24 protein-coding genes are annotated in these 19,758 nt (G+C 66.2%); 9 read left to right on the forward strand and 15 right to left on the reverse strand.

Annotated features, from left to right (window positions below; genetic code table 11):
• From KQ910_RS19045 to mobB, 6 genes are read left to right on the forward strand one after another with little or no spacing between them, the layout of a single operon-like run.
• Positions 1 to 171, forward strand: coding sequence for a hypothetical protein (locus tag KQ910_RS19045; protein ID WP_216964243.1), 171 nt, complete (start codon positions 1 to 3; stop codon positions 169 to 171).
• A 24-nt stretch (positions 172 to 195) separates the two neighbouring features.
• Complete coding sequence (locus KQ910_RS19050) at positions 196 to 708, forward strand: DUF992 domain-containing protein (RefSeq protein WP_216964244.1); 513 nt, start codon at positions 196 to 198, stop codon at positions 706 to 708.
• Positions 709 to 748: 40 nt separating this feature from the next.
• Positions 749 to 1,246, forward strand: a complete 498-nt coding sequence (locus tag KQ910_RS19055) for a hypothetical protein (RefSeq protein WP_216964245.1) — start codon at positions 749 to 751, stop codon at positions 1,244 to 1,246.
• Between the two features lie 8 nt (positions 1,247 to 1,254).
• On the forward strand, positions 1,255 to 1,626 hold the full coding sequence (locus KQ910_RS19060) for a hypothetical protein (protein WP_216964246.1): 372 nt from the start codon (positions 1,255 to 1,257) through the stop codon (positions 1,624 to 1,626).
• Entirely contained in the window at positions 1,623 to 2,423 is an 801-nt protein-coding gene (gene fdhD, locus KQ910_RS19065; protein WP_216964248.1) for a formate dehydrogenase accessory sulfurtransferase FdhD, read from the forward strand. Before KQ910_RS19060 ends, fdhD begins: the two co-directional genes overlap by 4 nt.
• Positions 2,420 to 2,923 carry a molybdopterin-guanine dinucleotide biosynthesis protein B gene (gene mobB / locus KQ910_RS19070; protein WP_369408391.1) on the forward strand — a complete coding sequence of 168 codons (504 nt, stop codon included), beginning with the start codon at positions 2,420 to 2,422 and terminating at the stop codon, positions 2,921 to 2,923. The genes fdhD and mobB overlap by 4 nt, the downstream gene beginning before the upstream one ends.
• Here mobB and KQ910_RS19075 read toward each other — a convergent pair.
• The 5 genes from KQ910_RS19075 to KQ910_RS19095 all read right to left on the reverse strand — a co-directional run bounded on the left by KQ910_RS19075 (position 2,920) and on the right by KQ910_RS19095 (position 9,499).
• Complete coding sequence (locus KQ910_RS19075; RefSeq protein ID WP_216964250.1) at positions 2,920 to 4,152, reverse strand: FecR family protein; 1,233 nt, start codon at positions 4,150 to 4,152, stop codon at positions 2,920 to 2,922. The two genes, mobB and KQ910_RS19075, sit on opposite strands and share 4 nt — an antisense overlap.
• Positions 4,153 to 4,171: 19 nt before the next feature.
• Entirely contained in the window at positions 4,172 to 5,539 is a 1,368-nt protein-coding gene (locus KQ910_RS19080) for a tetratricopeptide repeat protein (RefSeq protein WP_216964252.1), read from the reverse strand.
• Positions 5,540 to 5,606: 67 nt separating this feature from the next.
• Positions 5,607 to 6,602 carry a glycosyltransferase family 2 protein gene (locus tag KQ910_RS19085; protein ID WP_216964254.1) on the reverse strand — a complete coding sequence of 332 codons (996 nt, stop codon included), beginning with the start codon at positions 6,600 to 6,602 and terminating at the stop codon, positions 5,607 to 5,609.
• A complete protein-coding gene (locus KQ910_RS19090) occupies positions 6,599 to 8,344 on the reverse strand; it encodes an IlvD/Edd family dehydratase (RefSeq protein WP_216964256.1) in 1,746 nt (581 codons plus the stop codon). Before KQ910_RS19090 ends, KQ910_RS19085 begins: the two co-directional genes overlap by 4 nt.
• A gap of 33 nt (positions 8,345 to 8,377) precedes the next feature.
• Positions 8,378 to 9,499 carry an NAD(P)/FAD-dependent oxidoreductase gene (locus tag KQ910_RS19095; protein WP_216964258.1) on the reverse strand — a complete coding sequence of 374 codons (1,122 nt, stop codon included), beginning with the start codon at positions 9,497 to 9,499 and terminating at the stop codon, positions 8,378 to 8,380.
• A gap of 141 nt (positions 9,500 to 9,640) precedes the next feature.
• Between KQ910_RS19095 and KQ910_RS19100 the strand changes: the two genes are divergently transcribed.
• Positions 9,641 to 10,231 (forward strand): cysteine hydrolase family protein, encoded by a 591-nt coding sequence (locus KQ910_RS19100; protein WP_369408392.1) that lies wholly within the window; start codon positions 9,641 to 9,643, stop codon positions 10,229 to 10,231.
• A gap of 35 nt (positions 10,232 to 10,266) precedes the next feature.
• Here the strand turns inward: KQ910_RS19100 and KQ910_RS19105 are convergent, their stop codons facing one another.
• The gene (locus KQ910_RS19105) at positions 10,267 to 10,398 is read right to left on the reverse strand and encodes a Flp family type IVb pilin (protein ID WP_216964262.1); all 132 of its coding nucleotides are present in this window, start codon (positions 10,396 to 10,398) and stop codon (positions 10,267 to 10,269) included.
• 183 nt (positions 10,399 to 10,581) lie between these two features.
• On the opposite strand from KQ910_RS19105, the gene KQ910_RS19110 reads away from it, so the two are divergent.
• On the forward strand, positions 10,582 to 11,388 hold the full coding sequence (locus KQ910_RS19110; RefSeq protein WP_216964264.1) for a universal stress protein: 807 nt from the start codon (positions 10,582 to 10,584) through the stop codon (positions 11,386 to 11,388).
• A 105-nt stretch (positions 11,389 to 11,493) separates the two neighbouring features.
• Positions 11,494 to 12,957: a hypothetical protein gene (locus tag KQ910_RS19115; RefSeq protein WP_216964265.1), complete on the forward strand. Its 1,464-nt coding sequence runs from the start codon at positions 11,494 to 11,496 to the stop codon at positions 12,955 to 12,957.
• Here the strand turns inward: KQ910_RS19115 and KQ910_RS19120 are convergent.
• The 9 genes from KQ910_RS19120 to KQ910_RS19160 all read right to left on the reverse strand — a co-directional run bounded on the left by KQ910_RS19120 (position 12,954) and on the right by KQ910_RS19160 (position 19,631).
• Positions 12,954 to 14,171, reverse strand: coding sequence for an META domain-containing protein (locus tag KQ910_RS19120; protein WP_216964267.1), 1,218 nt, complete (start codon positions 14,169 to 14,171; stop codon positions 12,954 to 12,956). The two genes, KQ910_RS19115 and KQ910_RS19120, sit on opposite strands and share 4 nt — an antisense overlap.
• Positions 14,168 to 15,211, reverse strand: a complete 1,044-nt coding sequence (locus KQ910_RS19125) for an AI-2E family transporter (RefSeq protein WP_216964269.1) — start codon at positions 15,209 to 15,211, stop codon at positions 14,168 to 14,170. The genes KQ910_RS19120 and KQ910_RS19125 overlap by 4 nt, the downstream gene beginning before the upstream one ends.
• Before the next feature lie 63 nt (positions 15,212 to 15,274).
• On the reverse strand, positions 15,275 to 15,499 hold the full coding sequence (locus KQ910_RS19130; protein WP_216964271.1) for a hypothetical protein: 225 nt from the start codon (positions 15,497 to 15,499) through the stop codon (positions 15,275 to 15,277).
• A 16-nt stretch (positions 15,500 to 15,515) separates the two neighbouring features.
• A complete protein-coding gene (locus KQ910_RS19135; RefSeq protein ID WP_216964273.1) occupies positions 15,516 to 16,328 on the reverse strand; it encodes an MORN repeat-containing protein in 813 nt (270 codons plus the stop codon).
• Between the two features lie 12 nt (positions 16,329 to 16,340).
• The gene (locus KQ910_RS19140; RefSeq protein WP_216964275.1) at positions 16,341 to 16,889 is read right to left on the reverse strand and encodes an MgtC/SapB family protein; all 549 of its coding nucleotides are present in this window, start codon (positions 16,887 to 16,889) and stop codon (positions 16,341 to 16,343) included.
• A gap of 2 nt (positions 16,890 to 16,891) precedes the next feature.
• The gene (locus KQ910_RS19145) at positions 16,892 to 17,281 is read right to left on the reverse strand and encodes a PRC-barrel domain-containing protein (protein ID WP_216964276.1); all 390 of its coding nucleotides are present in this window, start codon (positions 17,279 to 17,281) and stop codon (positions 16,892 to 16,894) included.
• A 73-nt stretch (positions 17,282 to 17,354) separates the two neighbouring features.
• Positions 17,355 to 17,849: a hypothetical protein gene (locus KQ910_RS19150; RefSeq protein WP_216964278.1), complete on the reverse strand. Its 495-nt coding sequence runs from the start codon at positions 17,847 to 17,849 to the stop codon at positions 17,355 to 17,357.
• 73 nt (positions 17,850 to 17,922) lie between these two features.
• Entirely contained in the window at positions 17,923 to 19,209 is a 1,287-nt protein-coding gene (locus tag KQ910_RS19155; protein ID WP_216964279.1) for an SGNH/GDSL hydrolase family protein, read from the reverse strand.
• Positions 19,206 to 19,631 carry a DUF1036 domain-containing protein gene (locus tag KQ910_RS19160; RefSeq protein ID WP_229600822.1) on the reverse strand — a complete coding sequence of 142 codons (426 nt, stop codon included), beginning with the start codon at positions 19,629 to 19,631 and terminating at the stop codon, positions 19,206 to 19,208. Before KQ910_RS19160 ends, KQ910_RS19155 begins: the two co-directional genes overlap by 4 nt.
• Positions 19,632 to 19,758 lie beyond the last annotated feature (127 nt).

The raw sequence follows: 19,758 nt of genomic DNA on the forward strand, positions 1-19,758 counted from the left end.
ATGGACACCAAGACCCGGGCAGATGCCAAGATCGCGCTCGCAGATCTCATGATCCGCAAGGCCGGCCTGATCCGAACGATCCGTCATGAGATGCACAAGCAGGGCGTGGTTTACTTCAACGGCCTGACCGAGATTCTCGACGCGATCGACCGAGCGAAGAAAGAAGACTGACCTCCAACCAAAAAGGATTTCGACATGCTTCGATCCCTGCTGACGACCGCCGCGGCTGCAACGCTTCTAGTGAGCGCCGGGTTCACGGCCCAGGCTCAGACTCCCGCGGCCCCGGGCACGCCGCAGGCAGCCGGCCGGTCCGGTGCCAATGTCGGCTCGCTGACCTGCAAGGTGGCGGGCGGCATGGGCTTCATCTTCGGCTCCTCGAAGGATCTCGACTGCATCTTCGCGCGCACCGACGGTGTCGGCGAGAAGTACACCGGCTCGATCAAGCGCTATGGCGTCGATATCGGCTTCACCAAGGAATCCCAGATCGTCTGGCTGGTCTTCGCCCCCGGCAGCATTGCGCCGGGCGCCCTGACCGGCGGCTATGTCGGGGCGACCGCCCAGGCCACGGTGGGCGGCGGCGTCGGCGCCAATGTCCTGCTGGGCGGCGGCAGCGGCCAGATCACCCTGCAGCCGGTCAGCGTCGAGGGCAGCGTCGGCCTGAACGTCGCGGCCGGCGTTGCCGAGGTCGAACTCAAGTACGCCAAGTAACAGGCTTGCGGCAGCCCGGCCCGTCGGGTCAACTGGCGGAATGCCGGCTGCCGCAGACTCCCTCATCGCCCGCCTCCAGGCGGATTGCACCGCGGCCGAAACGGCCGAGCGACAGGTGCGGGCTTCCCTCGAAGTCCAGATCCGGGAGGCGGAGCGTGCGCGTACCTTCGCGTGGCGCCGGCTCAGCGCTCTCTCCGACATGGCACGGGTAGCGGCCCTCGAACCTGATCGCGAGCTCGCCGTCGAGCGGCAGCTGGAAGCATTGTTCCGCGACATCGGCTGGATCGAGACCGGGCTTTCCGAACTCGGGGATGGCGCGCGACCGCTGCTCGACTGGCTTCGCCCGATCGCCGAGGCGCTGCATGCGGGCGCGCATCCGGCCGAGCCCGTGGAGGGTGAGGCGGCAGAGCCACCGGTCATCGCCGATCCGATCGCCGCCTTCCGCGCCTTCGAGGCCTGGTACGAGGCCGAACGGGGCGAGCCCTTCCTGCAGGTCTTCGACCGCTACGTGCCGCCCACGCCCGTGGTCGAGTTCTAGGGCGCTCGATGAAGACCGACTTCGAGCACTGGCTCGCGGCCCAGTTCGCCGAAACCGGCCCCTTCACGATCTTCATCCTGCTGGTCCAGATCACGCCCACCCGCGCCGTGCCGTCGAGATCGAGCTACGCCCATCTCATCGGTGACGAAATGACGTGGCCGGAGATGCGGGGGCTGCTCGACAGTGCACGTACGCCCTGGGACGGTGTGGCGTTCTTCGTGGGGCTGGGGCACGAAGGCGGCCCGCTGCCCGATCCGGTGGCGGCGCGCAGGCTCAAGGACGTCGAAGCCGACGTGAAGGCCGATCCGCTGACGCTCAATCGCGGCCTCTTCTTCGATCGCGAGGGCCGTCATCTGCGGATCGACGAGACCGCGGCATGAGCCCGGAAGGCACGGTGCGCCGGCCGGCCCGCCGCCTGACGGCTGGCGGCAGCGAGTCGCTGGAGGAAGCGGTGGCCGAGGAGGTCGCCGTGGCGCTGGTCTACAACGGCATCAGTCACGCAGTGATGATGGCGACGCCGTGCGACCTCGAGGATTTCGGACGCGGCTTTTCTCTTACCGAGCGCATCGTCGGGAAGGCTTCCGAGATCTATGACATCGATGCCGAGCCGGTGGGACGGGGCATCGAAGTGCGGCTCGAGATCGCCGCGCAGCGGATGGCCGGTCTCCAGGAGCGCCGTCGCAGCCTTGCCGGCCGCACCGGCTGCGGCCTCTGCGGCGTCGACAGCCTCGATGCGGCCCTGCGGGCGGTGCCAGCCGTCGGGCAACCCTGGCCCGTGTCGCGGCTCTCCATCGAGCGGGCGATGGCGGCGCTGCCTGCGCAGCAGCGGCTCAACAGGCCCAACGGCGCGATGCATGCCGCCGCCTGGGCCTCGCTGGAGGGCGCGTTGGTGGCCGTGCGCGAGGATGTCGGACGACACAACGCGCTCGACAAGCTGGCGGGTGCCCTGGCGCAGAGCGATGTCGCCGCCGCCGGCGGCTTCGTGGTCGTGACGAGCCGCTGTTCCTACGAGATGGTGCAGAAGGCGGCGGCCATCGGCGCCTCGGCCATTGCCGCCGTGTCGGCGCCGACCTCGCTCGCCATCGAGACGGCCGAGCAGGCGGGCATCGCGCTGGTGGCGTTCGTGCGCGAGGGGCGTTTGACCGCCTATGCCTGTGCCGATCGGATCACGGCGTGAGCGATCATGGCGTGCCTGGGCAACGGGTCTTCGGCATCACCGGCTGGAAGAATGCCGGCAAGACGACCCTGACGGAACGGCTGGTGGCCGAGTTCGTGCGCCGCGGCTGGCGCGTGGCGACCGTCAAGCATGCCCACCACGACATCGACATCGACCGGCCGGGCACGGATTCCTGGCGCCATCGCGCGGCCGGCGCGGGGGAGGTGGCTCTGGTCGGGGGCCGTCGCTACGCCATCTTGTGCGAGACTCCCGAGCCGTCGATCGGCGACGTGCTGGCACGCCTGTCGCCGGCGGACCTCGTGCTCATCGAAGGCTACAAGAGCGAGTCCCACCTCAAGATCGAGGTTCGTGCCGCGGAGGAGTCGAAGCCCCTGGCGCCGGGCGATCCCGCCATCGTGGCGATCGCGTCGGACATTCAACCGCGCGACGCCGGGCTGCCCTGGTTCCGCCGCGACGACGTCGCCGCCATCGCGGACTTCATCGCCGCGAAGGTCGGTTAGGGAGCCTTCTGTCCGGCAAACGCGCCGCCAGCCTGATAGTTGGGACCGGTGACCGCAAAGGTACCGGCCTGATTGGTCGGGAAAGTTCCCTGGCCCACGAAGGCGCCGTTCATGGTCATCGTGCGACCGGGCGTGCTGGCGCTGGTCGTCGGCATCGTGGCCTGGAACCCGGAGTTGCCGACGCGATTCGTAGTGCCGCTGTAGGTGCTGTTGTTGAAGTTCGCCGTGGTGTTGCCGCTGTTGCTGCCCATGGACCAGACCTGCTGGTAGGTGCCAGTACCGAAAGAGGTATTGCCGTTGTTTCTGACCAGACCGCCCATCGCCCCGTTGTAGGTGATCGTCTGCTGCATCGGCGTCGCCTGGGAGGTGATCTTGTCCGGGAGCGTCGGCTGACTGGAGGGCGCCGTTTCGAAAGCATTGGTCACGGCGTTGGTGACGACGTTGCTGGGATTGACGTTGCGCGGGCCGGGCCCGCTGCCGAAGCGGTTGCCCAGCGTGTTCCCCGAGCCCTGGCCCGAATTGGCATTCGAGAAGCCGGAATTCTGCGCCGACTGATCGGCACCGCCGCCCTGCTGGCCGCCGCCTCTGCTGCCTTCGAGCTGGCCCAAGGCAGCGCTCAAGCTGCCCGGCGGCACGGCGCCCGGCCGGCCGGGCAAGCCGCCGAACAGCGTCGTCACCTGGAAGCCGGGACGGGTCACGACCTCGAGCCGGCCCCCGGCGCCGACGGTCATGCTGATGCCGAAGACGAAGACCGACTGGGTCGAGCGCTGCTCGACGTTGAAGAGGCTGATGCCGCCGCGGATGCCGATGGTGCTCGACGGTGTGGTGACCGTGATGGCGTTGGTCTTGCTGATCTTGCCGCCGACCAGACGGAAGACGCCCTTGCTGGCGTTGATGGCGAGGTCGCCCGTCTTGGTCGTGGGATCGTAGACGAACTTGTCGATGGTGAGCTGCGCGTTCGGACCGACCGACAGCGACGTTCCGTCGAGGAACATTAGATGAGCGCGGTCGTTTGCGGCCGTGGTGATCAGTTCGTTGGCCTGCACGTCGACGCCGACCCGCAGCACACGTTCGGCCTCGGCCGGCGGCTTGCCGCGCGGGTCTCCGTCGGTCGCCGAGGTCACGCCGACCTTGGCATGGGCGAGCGGCGCGAGCAGGGCTGATGAGCCTGCGGCGAGCAGGGCGGCGGTCAACAGGGAGAGGTTCGTGCCGGGAAGTCTGAAGGCCACTGTGATCTCCTGAGCGGCGCTAGAAGCGCCAAGTTACTCCGATGAGCGCACTGTTGTTCGTGAACGCGTAGTTGGGGATGTCCGACGACCGGACGAACCTTCCACCCGAAACCGTGAACATCGTCCGCTGGTCGAAGGGGATCGACAGAGTAAGGTTTAGAATCGTGTCGGTTTGTTGTCGGACAAGGGTCGGATCTACGACCGCGTCGGGCTGGTCATAATACCACCACTGCACGTTGCCGAACAGGCTGATGCTCCACGGCAGCTGGCTCTTGAACAGAGGGTCGGTGAAGGAGAAGGACATGCCGCCCCCGACGCCGTAGAGCATGTAGTTCTGCCACGGCGTGCTGTCCGTCTGGTAACGCTGGAGATTGCCGTTCGCATACAGCATCACGGCTTCGTTCACCGCGTACTGGAAGGTCGAGTTGGCCGAGTATTCGACGCCGGTGAACTGGCTGTTGGTCGGGATGTACCAGGTGTTCTGGTACATCTGCCGCCGCCACACGAAGTTCGTGGTGTTGCGGAGCTTATCCGACAAAAGGGTGCCGACCTCGAGGCCCGAACCGAAGCTGCCGTAATAGGGTACGTCGTTGACCCAGATGTAACCCACCGTCCCGAACGGCTTCAGGGTCACGTCCTCGAAGATGCCGTTGAAGGCCTTGAAGCGCGGACCCGACGTCAGGTCGAGGATCGACACGTTGGCCGCCTGGATCTGAAACTGCCGGTTGAGGTAGCCCGAGAGCTGGGTCTCGAGCTGGGCCGGGTTGTTCTGTCCCAGATCGTAGATGTGGCGCAGGAAACCGGACGTCACCGCCCCCCAGTCGGCCGTACCGAGCGCCGTCTGGTTGAGGTTGGCCGTCTGTCCGAACAGGCGGACGCTCGACGTCGGCGGGCCGAGATTTGCGTTCGACTGGTAACGCATGCCCGCAAAGATCTCGCCGGTGAACCGGGACCTGGTGAGGCGCTTCTCCGACTCCGCGAGGAACTGTTCCGCGCGGGCCTTCACGTCCGGCGTAAGCGATGCCGACTTGAGCGTGACCTCGAAATAGCTGCGGGCCACCTCGAACGAACCCAGCCTGTAATACAGCACGCCCAGTTCGAGACGGACGCGCGGCAGGTCCGGGTCGACCAGCAACATGCGCTCGAGCGCGGAGATGGCGCCTTCGAGATCGCCGGTCTTCGAGGCGATGGTTGCGAACTTGAAAAGAACGTCGAGATCGGAGGGCTTCTGCAGCATGTCCTGGAATGCGGCGTCGTATTCCGCCTCCAGTTCCGGCGAAACGGCCTGCGTCTGCTGCGCGATCGCCGGGCGCACGCCGACTATCGTCGCCGATAGGGCGGCGGCCAGCAGAGCGATGACGCTCACGCAAAGTCCGAGCCTGCTCACCAGATTCTCCCCCGAGCCCCGCAGCTTTCGGGAAACCCTTGCGAGAGAGAATGAGGCAGGAACCCTGCTAGATCAACCAACTCCGAACTGTATGCATCCATCCGACGATGGGACCCGCGCGCGCGGCCCGCATGCGCAACACCATCCGACGGTACTGCCGATCGCCGAGAGCCGTTGTAAAACGCTCCTTATCCTTCAACATTGCATCGAGCATGCGATCAAGCATCGTCGAATAGGTGCTACCCCAGTTCCGACTGGAAAGATGGAGACGTCCGCCCAGCACCGGATTGTCGGCGGCGCCGTTGCGTCCATGGAGACGATAGGAATAGAGCGCTTCGTCGATCAGCAGCGAGCCCGCCACCATCTGCGCCATGACCACGACGTAGAAGTCCATGTGAAGCCGGAACACCTCGTCGTCCGTGGGGAAGACGAGATTGATCAGCGAGCGGCGGAACATCATCGACGAGGTGCTGACCCAGACCCAGTGCACCACGCGCTTTGTGTAAAGCCGATAAGGCGTGTTGCCCTGCCATCTGGCCGTGCCTTGCGCGGCGTCGAGCGTCGGCACGCGGGCCGCCTCGATCGGGACGAAGGCCTGGTCACGATCGGCCCGGGCGCGGTCCTTGCCGAACCAGTAGAAGCCGCCGGCGATCAGCTTGCCCTGTCCGTCGATCACCCGCGCGTTGCACGCCGTGAAGCCCACCGCGTAGCTTTCGTTCAGGTGCGCCGCGAGATGGCGTTCGAGGAAATCGGGATTCCACAGATCGTCCGAATCGAGGAAGCAGACGAAGGTCGCCTGCGTCTCCGCGAGTCCGCGTCGCGTCGCGCCGGTCTGTCCGACGTTCCTGTCGAGGCGGATCAGCCGGAAGCGCGAGTCCGCCAGTTCGTCCAGCGTCTGCTGGACGACTGCGGCGGAATCGTCGGTCGAAGCGTCGTCGACCACCACGCACTCGAAGTCACGCAACGTCTGATGCGCAACGGATCGGATGGCGTCGGCGATGTAGTCACGGCAGTTGAAGCACGTGACGACGACCGAGATGGACGGAAGCTTGGCGTCGGTCACTTTTCCGGTCCGAGGAAGTCGAAGTCGACGCCTTCGTCGGCCTGCAGGACGGTCTTGAAGAAGAGACCCGTGTAGCCGCGGCCGCTGCCGGGATGCGGCGGCGGGGCCTTCCACGCCTTCTTGCGGGTCGCCAACGTCTTGGCATCGACGTGCAGTTCCAGCTTGCGCTTGGGCACGTCGAGCGTGATCCGGTCGCCGGTTTTCACCAGCGCGAGCGGTCCGCCGACGGCGGCCTCGGGCGCGACATGCAGCACGATGGTGCCGAAGGCCGTGCCGCTCATGCGTGCATCGGAGATGCGGATCATGTCCTTCACGCCGGTGCGCGCGAGCTTCATCGGAATGGGGAAGGAGCCCGCCTCCGGCATGCCGGGCGCGCCCTTCGGGCCGGCGTTGCGCAGCACGAGGATGTCGTCGGCCTTCACGTCCAGGTTGGGATCGTCGCCGCGCGCGGCGAGATCCTCCAGCGACTCGAATACGACAGCGCGGCCGGTATGGGTCATCAGCGCGGGCGAGGCGGCCGCATGCTTGATGACGGCGCCGCGCGGCGCGAGGTTGCCGCGCAGCACGGCCATGCCGCCGGTCGGCTTGATCGGATCCTTGTGCGTTCGGATCACGGTCTGGCCCGGCACCATCTCGGCGGCATCGATGACCTGCTTCAAGGTCTTGCCGGCGACCGTCCTGCACTTCTCGTCGAGATTCTTGCGGATCTCCTTCATCAGGCGCGAATTGCCGCCGGCCCAATGGAAGTGCTCCATGTAGTGATCGCCCGAGGGCTTCAGGTCGACCAGCACCGGCACGTTGCGGCCGATCTCGTCGAACTCCTCGAGCTCGATGTCGATGCCGAGCCGGCGCGCGACGGCGGTGAGATGCACCAGCGCATTGGTCGAGCCGCCGATCGCCTGCAGCACGGTGAGCGCGTTGCGGAAGGCGGACTTGGTCATGATCTCGCTGGGCTTGGGGCCCTGCTTCACCGCCATCTCGGCCGCGAGCCGGCCGGTCTGCTCGGCGATGCGCAGCCGGTCCGAATGCGTCGCGGGAATCGAGCCGCTGGTTGGCAGGCCCATGCCCAGCGTCTCGACGATGCAGCCCATGGTGCTGGCGGTGCCCATCACCATGCAGGTGCCCTTGGTCGGCGCGAGACGCTCGCTCACCTGCTCGATGTCGAACTCCGAGAAGGTCCCGGCGCGGTACTGGCCCCAGAGGCGGCGGCAGTCAGTGCAGGCGCCCAGCACCTCGCCCTTGAAATGGCCGACCAGCATCGGGCCGACTGGCAGGACGACGGCCGGCCGGTCCGCGCTCGCCGCCGCCATGAGCTGGGCCGGGAGCGTCTTGTCGCAGCCGCCGATCAGCACGACCGAGTCCATCGGCTGCGCGCGGATCATCTCCTCGGTGTCCATCGACATGAGGTTGCGCAGGAACATGCTGGTCGGGTGGGAGAAGCTCTCGTGGATCGAGATGGTCGGGAAGACCATCGGCAGCGCGCCAGCCAGCATGACGCCGCGCTTCACCGCTTCGATCAGGTCGGGCACGTTGCCGTGGCAGGGATTGTAGTCGGAGAAAGTGTTGGTAATGCCCACGATCGGCCGGTCGAGCGCGTCGTCGGAATAGCCGCCGGCCTTGATGAAGGCCTTGCGCAGGAACAGCGAGAAGCCGGCGTCGCCGTAGGTGGCGAGGCCCTGGCGCAGGCCGGTCTCCTTCTTCGGTGTGGCTTTCGACGTGCGGCGGCGTTTGGCAGATGCCATGTCGGTTTCTCTCCCGGATTTCACTGCATTTTGTCAGGTCGGCTCATCGCCGGCCAGACCGGCGGCCCAGCGCGCATGCGCTGCGGCGTCGCGACCCTCGGCGATGGTCCGCGCCAGTTCTAGGCCCATCACGGCGCCGAACTTGAAGCCGTGGCCGGAGCAGGGCGACATTGCCCACCCCTTCGCCCCCTGCTTCTCGACGATGAAGCGCTCATCCCCAGTCACGCTGTAGAAGCAGACCTTGAGGTTGCGGATTCTCCAGCGATCGAAGCCCTTGAGCAGGCTGCTGCACCGGTCGAGCAAGGCGGCCATCTCGCTCGGCTGCGCGTCACGCGCTGCCGTGGGATCTCCGGTCCGGCTGAACTCGTGGTCGCCGACTTTCATGCCGCGTCCCCGCACCGGCGGAACGAGGTAAAGGCCGACATCGCCGGTCTTCTCGATGATCATCGGTCCCTTTGCCCAGGACGCGCGCTGGTCCTCCGGCAGGTCGAAATAGACCACGACCTGGCGCGAGGGCACGATGCGTCGGCCGAGATCGGGTACCAGGCGCGGTGCCCAGGCGCCGGCGGCCACGACGACGATGTCGCCGGCGTACGTTGCGCCGGCATCGGTGACGGCGCGGCCGTGCTCCAGGTCCACCGAGCGGATGGGCGTACCGGTGTGCAGCCGTACGTGCGGCTGGGCACTCAGGTGAGACACGAGTGCCGACACGATGTCCTGTGCCAGCAATACGCCGCCGGTGTCGATCCAGAAGGCGCGCTCCAGCCCTCTGGTATCGAGCAGGGGGAATCGGCGCGGCAGTTCTTCCATCGACAGTTCGCTCATCGGCCTGCCGATCGAGGCCAGGGTGGCTGCGGACTTCTCCGCCCAATCCGCGCCGTTGCCCGACAGCGCCAGCGTCCCGGTCGGCTCATGGAGCGTCTGGCCGAGATCGGCCCACAGCAGATCCCAGGCGTCGTAGGCCTCGTCGATCATGCGAGCATAGCCCGCCTGCGTGCCGTAGGGATGGCGGATCAGCCGGTGCTCGTCCATCGACGAGGCCAGCGGATTGGGAAGAGGCCCCTGCTCGAACAGCTCGACCTCATGTCCCTGGCGCGACAGTCCCCAGGCCGTCGCGAGGCCCATGATTCCACCGCCGATGATGATCGCTTTCATGGTGACATCCCTAGCGCAGTCGCGGCGCCTTGGCACTTCAGGGGAATCCAGACTCCCTCCGGAGGGGCTTGCAAATCGGGCCGCCTTCGGCGTTGATGTCGGCGAGACTTATACAACCGTAAAATTGTCGAAGGAATGAACATGGCAATGACCATGCTGCAGATGGCGGGCGCCCCACCGACGCCGGCTACCATGGCCGACGGAATCCTGCTGATCATCGATGCGCAACGCGAATATACTGATGGAATGCTGCCGCTGACGGGGGTGCAGCCGGCGGTGGATGCGCTGGCCGTCCTGCTCGAGAAGGCTCGGAAGGCAGGGGCGCCGGTCGTCCACGTTCGACACCAGTCCAAGGGCAAGGCATTCAATCCCAGTTCGACGGGCTACGAGATCGTCAAGGAACTGACGCCGCGCGACGGCGAGACCATCGTCGACAAGGGTATGCCCAATTCCTTCGCGGGCACGGATCTCGCCACCAGGCTTGCCGCCATCGGCCGGAAAAACCTGATCGTCGGCGGCTTCATGACCCATATGTGCGTGTCGGCGACGGTGCGCGCGGCGACCGACCAGGGCTACATGAGCACCATTGCGGCCGATACGGTGGCGACGCGTGACCTGCCCGACGCGACGGGAGACGGCACGATCGGTGCGGATGCCATCAACAGGATAACGCTGGCCGCGCTCTCGGACCGCTTCGCGTGGATCGTGCCCTCGGCCGGCCAGATCGTCTGATCGCCTGCAGCCGATCGGCCTGTCGGCGGAAGACCTTAGAGAGTCCTGCCGCCGACGGTGCTGATGGCCGTGACCGCCGCGACGGCGATCAACGATGCGATCAGCGTATACTCGATCGCGGTGGCGGCCTTGTCGTCCGTCAACAGGCGGCGAAAAAACGACAGCATGCGTAACTCCGAAGCAGGAAATGCTGAGGGCCGTTCGCCGGCCCGCCTTCAATCTCGGCATCAAGCAACCCGTTCAACGTATTGGACTGAAACCCCCATTCAATGTGAGAATTGTATCAAGTTCATCGCGGCGCGCGCGGGGTCGACCCGCGTGGTATCGTCGGCCGAAGAGGAGGGCGCGTCATGAAGTCCATTCTGACCATGGCCTGGACGGCGGAAGATCCGTCGGCATTTGATCTGGCGGCCAAGATCGCGCGCACGTTCGGGGCGCGGCTGATCGGCCTCGAACCACCTTCCTACGGGGTCATGAGCATGGCCTGGGCCGATGCCGGCATGGGCGCTCCGATCGGGGGAGGTCTGGCCGAGGACGCGGAAGAGCGTCAGCGGATCGCCGCGGTCAAGCAGGCCTTTGAACAGCGAGCCGCCGGCCTCGTCTTCGAATGGCGCTCGGCCGACGATAGCGGCCCGACCGCGATCGGAACCATCGGACGCGCCTACGACCTGATCGTGCTGCCGCAGCCGGGCGCTCTGCCCAAGATGCCGGAAAGCGTCTTCGAGACCGCCTTGTTCGATTCGGGCCGGCCGGTCCTCGTCGTGCCGCCCGGCTTCACGGGCATGGTCGGCAAGCGCATCCTCTTCGCCTGGAACGGCTCGACGGAAAGCGCACGCGCCATCTCGCTCGCCATGCCTGTTCTCAGTGGGGCCGAGGCCATCGAGGTCCTGAGCGTCGAGGGAGCGATGGTGCCGGGCCCGACCTCGGCGGAAATCGCGGAGTCGCTCAAGAGCCACGGCCTGAACGTGACGGGCCAGCATGTGAAGCCGGGCACGAAGACGGCGGGCCAGACGATCATCGATCGCGCACAGTCGCTGGGCGCCGACCTGATCGTGAAGGGTGCCTACACCCAGAGCCGGCTGCGTCAGATGATCTTCGGCGGTGTCACGCGCGATCTCATCCTGTCGTCGCCCCTGCCGGTACTTTTCTCGTACTGATCCAGACAATCCGCCGCCGGTTCTCCAACCGGCGGCCGTGCTAGAACGCGCCGCATGACGGCTGGTTCGACCGCCCCCGGGGAATCGCTCTGGGGCCGCACACTGGTGCTCGTCGCGGTCTTCCTGGCTGCGGGCGGGATGCTTGCGTTCGGCTTGTTGCATGAGAATCGTGGCGTTCCCGGCGTGCCGACAATCGCCGAGAAACTGGTGAACCTGCGTGCCGACCGCGCCGAACTACAGGCGCGCGCCGACGGCATGGCGCGGATCGAGTTGCTGGCGTCCTTCCGCGCCGCCAGCCTTCTGTTCGATGCGCTGGCCGCGCGGTACGAGCCGGAGCGGGAACAGCCTTACGAGCGGCTGCCGCCGCAACGTCGTGAAATGTTCGACAGGCTCGAAGCGGTCAATACGGCGTTGCGGGCCGCGCTCGATCGCCCGGGCGCTCCCGGCCGCGCGCTCGCGGTAAACCAGGCCGCGAGCGGCATCTCCGGTGATCTCGAACGGCTTGCCTCGCACGATCTGGCGCCGGTGATCCTGTCCTACACGCCGGGCATCCTCGCCCCCCGCCGCATGGCAAGCGAACTCACACTGCCATCGGACTCCGCGGTGGCCACTCCTGCGGAGGGAGCCGCGCGCGATGACCCGGCGGGCAAGCCTGCCGGCGGCGGATCCTCCAATGGAATGGTGCCGCGGTTTGCGCCGAGTTTTGCCACGCCTGCTGCTGAAGACCCCGTGGTCGAGGTCGATATCGTGGGACTGCGCCTGACGGCCGGTCAGACGCCGCCGGTTCTGACGATGGGCGCGTGGCGAGGCGAGGCGAACGTCCTGCCCGAGCGTTTGCGCTTCAGGGTGCCACGGAGTGCTTTCCCGACGGACATCACGCGCACGAGGCTGGCGGCGGGGTCGCTCTTCGTGCATCACGCCTCTCGAACGCAGGTGTTCCAGCTTCTCTTTCTTTCGTTGCCGGAGAAACCGGGATCCTTCGCCTTCGATCAGAAGGTGCGGACCATGACAGCCGAATCCAACACGCTGGTATCGCCGGAGATCCTCGCGCGGGCGCCGGCCGGCGAGACGCGCACGGTCAGGCGTTGCTTCGATCCGCCGCCGGGCTGGCGCTTCGACAAGGACAAGCGGCGCGTGGTCATCGTCGAGCGGTTGGGCTGGCTCGACGACATTCCGGACGAGACGATGAACGGCGGCGGCGTCGACTTCGTGCGCGAGGATGCGCCGGGACAGATCTGCATTTCCGTTGTGGCCAAGCCCGTTACCAAGGCTGCGCGCAGCGCCACGATCGGCCGCTTCGAGGCCACACTGGTGCGCGACAAGCCGGTCGACGGCGTCGTGCAGAGCGGCATCAGGGCGCTCGACTGGAATGAGCCGGTCAGCGTGCCGATCGATCCGACGATGATCGAGTGGAAGCTCTACATCCGCCTGTTCGGGGATGTGGACCGGGAATTCGACGGCCAGGCCCAGGGGAGCGCCGCGCTTCCCGAGATTCCGTTCCTGCGCATCACCCTCGACGACAAGAGCCTGACACTGCGGGCCGACCCCGAGGCCGCGCCGGCACCCTAACGGCCGCGCGCCTCGAGGCGCATGCGCCGCTTACCGGTCCCGTCGATAAGATCCAGCGTCGTGCCGGAGATCTGCGCCGTCCTGACGGCCGCCAGTGCCGCGACGAAGCTCTTCTCGATCGCCGCTTCGGTCGGCGGGCACGCCATCAGGGTCATCGGTCCGGCCACGAAGCGAAGCCCGTCGGGATCGAGAACGAAGTCGCCTCCCATGGTGTTGCAGCCCGTCGAGGCGGTGAACTTGTCGGCATTGTCGAGGCGCATCAGCGGTCGGCGACGCCATTCGTCGAAAGAGGGACGAGCGCCGTCGAGTTCGATCAGGCGCCATTCGGTATCGCGCAGGGCCGATCCGCGCGACACCCGAGCCGAGCAGGTGCCGTCCCGCTTCAGGCTGAGGAAGCGGTCGACCGTGATCGAGTTGTTGTTGTCGAAACCGCCGATGATCTCCGCGTAAAGGCTCGCTTCGCGCGAGGGCGTGGCTTCCACCCACGCCTTCTCCAACTCGGGCTCGGCACCACCGGGCGCCACGCCGTAGGTGCGGCCGACCAGGCAGGCGGTGAACAGGCCACCATCCTGGGCATCGCGATACATGCCGGCGAGCCGGAACTTGCCGTCGATTGGATCGGGCTTGTCGGTGCGCAGTAGTTCGCCGCCATTGTCGTCGACCAGCTTGTCGCCGATCTCGCGAAACGCCCGGCGGCTGTTGTTGGCGCCGCGCAGCACCAAGCGTATGCCGCCTTCGACTTCCTGTGCCCATTGGCCGATGTCGAGAAGAGGCTCGGCCGCACCGTCACGCTTCTCTCGAAGACGAAAAGAGCCATCGGGGAACAGTGTGACGGTGACGCTGCCGCCGGCGAAGGTCCGCGGCGGCTCGCCCGGCCGGCCAGCCGCGTGACAGCGCATCGAGCGGCCGGCAGCGGTGAGCGTCGCCTCGCGGCCGCGCCCGCGCAGTTCGTAGTACGAATCCGAAAATGCGAATCCGGAACCCGAAACCTGGCGCGACAGCTCGATGGCCGGCTGTCCGGGCATGCGCAGCGTCACCAGCTCGCCGTCGTTTGCGAACGTCGCCGAGAAGTCCATCCCACCGGGACACGCATAGAGGACGTCACCCTGCGGAGTCGGCATCGGCGGAGGGGTCGGCGGTCTGTCCGATGAAGAGACCTGCGCGGTGGCGGGCATCGCGGTCAGCAGGAGAAGGAGCGGGATCAATCGCCTCATGGCGTCGACTCCGGAATGCGGCCGTCGGCGGACAGCAGCACGGCGACCGGCCGGGTCGTCTCGAACTGCGCAAGCACGATCAGCGCCACCACCATGATGGGCACGCAGAGGAACATGCCGACCACGCCCCAGATCGTGCCCCACACGATCAGGGAGACGATCACCACCAATGGCGACAGGTTGAGAGAGCGACCCATGATCGCCGGCTCGATGACATTGGCGGTCACGACCTGGATCGAGCCGAACACCAGCAGGACGATCAGGAAAGGCGTGAGATTGTCGAACTGGATCAGGGTGATGAGGGCCGGCGCGACGATCGCCATGATCGAGCCGACCGTCGGGATGTAGTAGAAAAAGAACACCATGACGGCCCAGAAGCCGGCGAAGTCGACTCCGACCGATGACATGACGACATAGGCCAGGGCCGACGTGACTGTCGCGAGGGTGGTCTTGATGCGGATATAGATGCGGATCTCGCGATCGATCCGGTCCAGAACGGCGAGGACCCGCGCCTCCTGACCGTCACCGTGGAAGATGGCGCCGAGCTTGCGCTTGAAGTGAGCCTGCTCGACGAACAGGAACAGCGTGTAGATCAGGATGAGGCCGGCGACGCTGACCACCGACGCGGCAGCCGCCGCGACACTGCCCAGAGTATCGGCCAGGCTGACGCGGGCCACCAGCTCGGAAAGGGTTGGCGCCTGCTCGATGCCGGCCATCCGCGTGGCCTGCTCGATCAGGTGGGTGAGCCGCGCTTCGTAGGTGGGGACGGCCGCGACGACCGCCTGCACGTTGAGTCCGATCGTGCGTCCGACGATCCAGAACAGGCCGCCAACCAGCATCACCGCCAGGGTCAGTGCGAGCGGCTGCGGCAGGCGAAACCTGCCCAGGCGCGGCTGGGCAAACGTGTCGGCGAGCGAATCGATCATGTACCAGAGCACGATTCCCAGGACGAAAGGCAGCAGGAGGCCACGCCCGGCGACGAGCAGGAAGATCGTCGCGGCGATTACGACAGTCCACAGGGCGGCGCGTTGCAGCGTCATGACGGTATTATAGGCGCTGTCGCCCGAAGTGGGGAGACGTCGCGGAGGTCGATGACGATGATGTCAGGGGCGATCGAGCATCGCCCGGCCGCGCTCGGTCAGTTCGACACGATGCTCGCCGGCCTCGCCGCCGTACTGGCGGATCAATCCGTCGGCACGGGCATCCTCCCTGACCGGAAAACGCGGGCAGGAACTCTGCCAGGCTTCGAGCACGTCTTCGCGACGGCGCGGTCGGGCGGCCACCCATTCGAGGAACTGGACCATCATCAGTCGGGGGCTGGCCGACATGGCTGCCTCTCTGGCTCTACTGGAAACCGCACGACGCCGCGGTGGCGCCGACGGTGGCCCAGCGCTGGTTGTCACGGAAGCAGCCATTGGTCCACATGCCGGTGAAGACTTGTCCATCGGGGCCGCCGGACTTGGTGCCCCAGCCGCTCGCCTTGTCGTCCGCCCATTCGCCTTCGTAGCGCGACCCGTTGGCCCAGACGCGAACGCCGCGCCCTTGCATCTTGCCGTTGACGAATTCGCCTTCGTAGCGGCCGCCGTCGGTGAACATGATCGTGCCCCGGCCTGTCCTCTGGTTATCGCGGAAATCGCCGATGTAGCGATTGCCGTTGGGCCAGACATACATGCCGTGCCCCTGCGGTCGGCCCTCGCGGAACTCCGCCGTCAACCTTGCGCCGCTCGGAAATATGTAAGTCCCCTTGCCGTCGCGCTCGCCGGCCTTGAACTCGCCTTCGTAGCGGGCCTTGTTGGGGTAGGTCAGCTTGCCCTGGCCCTCATAAAGACCGTCCTTCATCTCGCCTTCATAGCGATCGGTGGGGACGCCGCCCTTGAACCATTGCAGCACGCCCTTGCCCTGCGCCAGATCGAAGTCGCAGGCGCCGGACCAGCTGATGCTGAGATTGGGTTCGGCGTTCATCATGACGACGCCACAGCCGGTCTTGGGATCCTTTACTTCATCGCTGGCCGCCGGCGGCTGGCCCGGCGTGGGCAGGGTCGGAAGCTGGCGCGGGATCGGTGCCGTGCCGAGCTCGGGGACGGGCCGCGACGTCTGGGCCGCCGCAGGGAAACACGCTGCGACGGCAAATAGCAGGGACGGTAAGACGATCCGCATGATCGGCTCAGGTTAGCACCTGTCGTCGTGATCGTCCTTCCCCGCCTTGGCGGTTTTGGAAGGCTCCCGATGCTCCTGCTTGTCTGCGGCGATACCCAGCTTCACCTCGAATGAATGTAGCAGGCCCATCACGACCAGGATCAGGAACGTACCGAGCCCGGCGATCTGCCAGAGACCGAAGCCGCAGGACAGACCCACCGCGCCCGCCAGCCACATGCCGGCACCTGTCGTCAGTCCATGCACCTTGCCGCGCGTGAACAGGATCGACCCGGCCGCGAGGAACGCCACGCCCGCCGTCACGGCCTCCACGGCGCGGAGCGGGTCGCTGACCATCTCGCGTCCGGCGAAGGCGCTGGAATGGGCAATTTCGACCGTAAGGATGCCGAACGTCGCTGCCGCGACGCAGATCAGGATGTGCGTCCTCAAGCCTGCCGGCCGTGCGCGCCATTCGCGTTCGAACCCGATCAGCGCTCCCAGCAGCGCGGCGAAAAAGAGCCGCGCTGCAATCACCGGGAAGGCCAGATAGGTCGAATGGGCGAATTCTTCCGTCAGTGCGCCCATCGTCAGGAAGCGTATTTGAACTCGGGCAGCGACTTCAGGGAGTCCTTGGTGGCGCCGGGCAGCACGATCTTCTTGCCGTCGGTCTTCATCTGCTCGTAGGGCAGCACGACGAGCTTGTCGCCCACGCCGAGAAAGCCGCCGACCGACAGGACGACGAACGGCGCCTTGCCGTCCGGACCGACGATGATCTCGTCCACCTTGCCGACGCTGTCGCCCGCCTCGTTCACGACGGTCGAGCCGATCACCTTGCTCGCGCGATAGCCCGTCGAGATCTTCATGACGTCGACCTTCACGAGCTGGACTGTCTGCGGCGTGCCCTGGGCCAGTACGATGACAGGCGTGGCGAGTGCGGCCGTGGTGGCGAGGGCCGCCGTCAGGAGAAGTGTGCGCATGGGAACTCCGTGAGGAAAAGGGACCTCTTAACGGTCGACCCGCGTTCGCGTTCCCCGGGCGCTTCGTGGGCGACTACTGGTGCAGGGTGGAGTGAGGAGCGGTGAGAGAGCGTCGCCACAAGGTTCCCGCACGGCCGACGAGATAGCCGGCGCTGGCGGCGACTGCGCTCGTGGCGGCCGCCTCGGGTATCGGGTTCCCCAGCCCGGCGAGGGAAGCGCCGAATGCCACGAGAAGGGAGACTGTCAGTACGCAGGCGGCCCACAAACCGTCGCGACCGTTGGGCAGACGGAGGCGGGAATACATTCGATCCAGTTGAAGCGTCAGGAGGAGGCCTCGGGTTACCCCGGCCACGATTCCCACGACCAGTCCTGACAGCCAGAGCATCGGCTGCCGGCTGTCGGGCGACTGCATCGCGAGGAGCAGGATCGCGGTCACAAGCGCGAAGGGAAGAGCGGCGAAGAGCTGACCGGGGGGCAGCGAACGGCCGCGCGCTTCCCGCAGCAACATGGAGATGGTGACGCCAGCGGCGAGGGCCGCGATCAGGTGAAGGATATTGAGCTTAGGCACGGTATCGAAGCTACGCTGAGGTTCATTACGTTTCGCTGACGATGAAGGCGTTTTATCCCGGCCGCCGTCGGGTTCAGCGCGGGGCGGGGCCGCTTGCGCACGCGCGCCCGACGGTGGGAGCGATCTGCTCCGCGAACTTGCGGGAACCGCTCGGCCTGAAATGCCCGACATCGCCAAAGTCTTCCGGCGCCAGCGCGTCGGCGGGGACGTCGATGTACGTGTCACCCAGCCGTTCGGCCTCTCGCTTGAGGATACCGTTCAGCCAGGCGATCATTGTCGGAATTTCGGAGTCACGGACGAACGGGAGCCATCCCTCCATCTGGTCGTCCTTCAGACTGGCCTTGTTCATGACCTGGCCGATCCAGATCGTGCGAATGCCCCGTCCGCGATTGATCGCGGATATCGTTGCGATGTTGCGGGCGTAGATTTTCTCGAGGGCCAGATCGGGGCCTTTCCCGCCGTCGCTGTGGATGGGAGCAGGCGGTCGAACCGTATCGAAGGCCAGGATGGCCAGCTTGGCCAGAAACGACAGGGTCGGAGAAACCGACAAAGCGGGGCCGTTGATGCGCCTTGCGTCCAGGGCGTCGATCTGGCCGACCAGATGGTTCGTGGCATAGGCGGGGTCGAGGTCGCGGACGTGGGCGTTCCGGAGGTCGTTCCAGCCGATGTAGTAGACGGCGCAGTTGGCCGGCACGCCGAAACTGTCCTGGTAGAAGGCGGTCTGGATGACATGCTCCGATGTCGTGTAGCCGCTCACGCCATGATTGATGACCGCAAAGCGGTCGGCGCCGAGCAGACGCTCCAGATGCTCCGCCCAGGTCTCGCCTTCGCGCGAGAGGATATCGAGCGTCGTGGAGCCGCCGATCAGGGCGACGACGGACTTGCTCTTGAGCTCCTGGGGATCGCGCTCGCGGCCCCGTCGTCTTTCAGAGTTCACATAGGCCACTTCGCGGGTGCTGCGGGCCACGGCCGTCGGGACCTGTCGGACCTGCAGAAGCGGGTGCCAGTCGTAGTGGGGCCGCACATAGTCTCGAGCGAACAACGTTTCGGACGAGGAAAGGCGCAGCTTGTAGAGCAGGGCCGTGCCGAACCCGAGGCCGATTTCCAGGGCCGCCAGCGACAGCAGGACCATGGTCAGCCTGGGCAGTCGTGCGCAGGCGACGGCGAGGAGAAGCAGCCCTGCGAGGTAGCTGAAGTACCAGAAGCGCGGCGAGTTGAAATGGAACTCGTCCTTCGCGATCAGCCGCAATGCCACGGCGCCGACCACCAGCGCGAGAGTGCAGGCGACGAGGAAGGCGATGGTTCGTTCGAAGCGGCGAGGGTGCGAAAGGCCGATCTGGTCGAGAAAAAAGGATTTCATGGCGTGAAATTGTGGGTCCAGCCGTTCTGGCGGCCGACGGCGACCTGCCTGAACAGGCGCCGCTGGTGATTGGGGCCACAGGTGCTGGCGCGGATCGTGAAGGCCTGAGGCGCCACGCAGACCGGCACGGTCCCTGTCCACTCGCGCCCCGAGACCTTGTCCTGCGCGTAAACGAGGTATTGGCCATACTGCAGCGGGCCGGTCCACAGGAAGGTGCAGGCGTTGGGCGGCAGCTTGTACCAGCCCTCCGAAATGACGATGCGGCTGGTACCGTCGCTCACTCCGGTGTCCAGGGCCTTGGCAACCTCGATCTCCCGAGCGGTCAAGTTGCAGGCGCGAAAACCATCCGGTGAGCGCTGCTGGGCCGCTGCCCCGGCCGTCCCTGCGGCGAGGACGCATACAACAACCGAAAACAGCTTCATCGCGTGTGGTCACCCTCCCCAGGTTGGCGATTCTGCGGTTTCTGCGAGTGTGTTGCAACGAGCAGTCTTAGGGCGGGCATGAAGAAACTGTCCGAACTCGTCACTCCTGTATATTTTTCGTGAAGGT

The organism is Reyranella humidisoli (genome assembly GCF_019039055.1).
Classification (GTDB): domain Bacteria; phylum Pseudomonadota; class Alphaproteobacteria; order Reyranellales; family Reyranellaceae; genus Reyranella; species Reyranella humidisoli.

What these genes read in the sequence shown, in the direction of transcription:
- KQ910_RS19055 (WP_216964245.1), top strand. Translation starts at nt 749, where the DNA reads ATGCCGGCTGCCGCAGACTCCCTCATCGCCCGCCTCCAGGCGGATTGC.
- KQ910_RS19110 (WP_216964264.1), top strand. Translation starts at nt 10,582, where the DNA reads ATGAAGTCCATTCTGACCATGGCCTGGACGGCGGAAGATCCGTCGGCA.
- KQ910_RS19095 (WP_216964258.1), bottom strand. Translation starts at nt 9,499, where the DNA reads ATGAAAGCGATCATCATCGGCGGTGGAATCATGGGCCTCGCGACGGCC.
- KQ910_RS19120 (WP_216964267.1), bottom strand. Translation starts at nt 14,171, where the DNA reads ATGAGGCGATTGATCCCGCTCCTTCTCCTGCTGACCGCGATGCCCGCC.
- KQ910_RS19140 (WP_216964275.1), bottom strand. Translation starts at nt 16,889, where the DNA reads ATGGGCGCACTGACGGAAGAATTCGCCCATTCGACCTATCTGGCCTTC.
- KQ910_RS19130 (WP_216964271.1), bottom strand. Translation starts at nt 15,499, where the DNA reads ATGTCGGCCAGCCCCCGACTGATGATGGTCCAGTTCCTCGAATGGGTG.
- KQ910_RS19105 (WP_216964262.1), bottom strand. Translation starts at nt 10,398, where the DNA reads ATGCTGTCGTTTTTTCGCCGCCTGTTGACGGACGACAAGGCCGCCACC.
- KQ910_RS19160 (WP_229600822.1), bottom strand. Translation starts at nt 19,631, where the DNA reads ATGAAGCTGTTTTCGGTTGTTGTATGCGTCCTCGCCGCAGGGACGGCC.
- KQ910_RS19050 (WP_216964244.1), top strand. Translation starts at nt 196, where the DNA reads ATGCTTCGATCCCTGCTGACGACCGCCGCGGCTGCAACGCTTCTAGTG.
- KQ910_RS19145 (WP_216964276.1), bottom strand. Translation starts at nt 17,281, where the DNA reads ATGCGCACACTTCTCCTGACGGCGGCCCTCGCCACCACGGCCGCACTC.
- KQ910_RS19045 (WP_216964243.1), top strand. Translation starts at nt 1, where the DNA reads ATGGACACCAAGACCCGGGCAGATGCCAAGATCGCGCTCGCAGATCTC.
- KQ910_RS19125 (WP_216964269.1), bottom strand. Translation starts at nt 15,211, where the DNA reads ATGACGCTGCAACGCGCCGCCCTGTGGACTGTCGTAATCGCCGCGACG.
- KQ910_RS19090 (WP_216964256.1), bottom strand. Translation starts at nt 8,344, where the DNA reads ATGGCATCTGCCAAACGCCGCCGCACGTCGAAAGCCACACCGAAGAAG.
- KQ910_RS19155 (WP_216964279.1), bottom strand. Translation starts at nt 19,209, where the DNA reads ATGAAATCCTTTTTTCTCGACCAGATCGGCCTTTCGCACCCTCGCCGC.
- KQ910_RS19100 (WP_369408392.1), top strand. Translation starts at nt 9,641, where the DNA reads ATGGCAATGACCATGCTGCAGATGGCGGGCGCCCCACCGACGCCGGCT.
- fdhD (WP_216964248.1), top strand. Translation starts at nt 1,623, where the DNA reads ATGAGCCCGGAAGGCACGGTGCGCCGGCCGGCCCGCCGCCTGACGGCT.
- KQ910_RS19060 (WP_216964246.1), top strand. Translation starts at nt 1,255, where the DNA reads ATGAAGACCGACTTCGAGCACTGGCTCGCGGCCCAGTTCGCCGAAACC.
- KQ910_RS19135 (WP_216964273.1), bottom strand. Translation starts at nt 16,328, where the DNA reads ATGCGGATCGTCTTACCGTCCCTGCTATTTGCCGTCGCAGCGTGTTTC.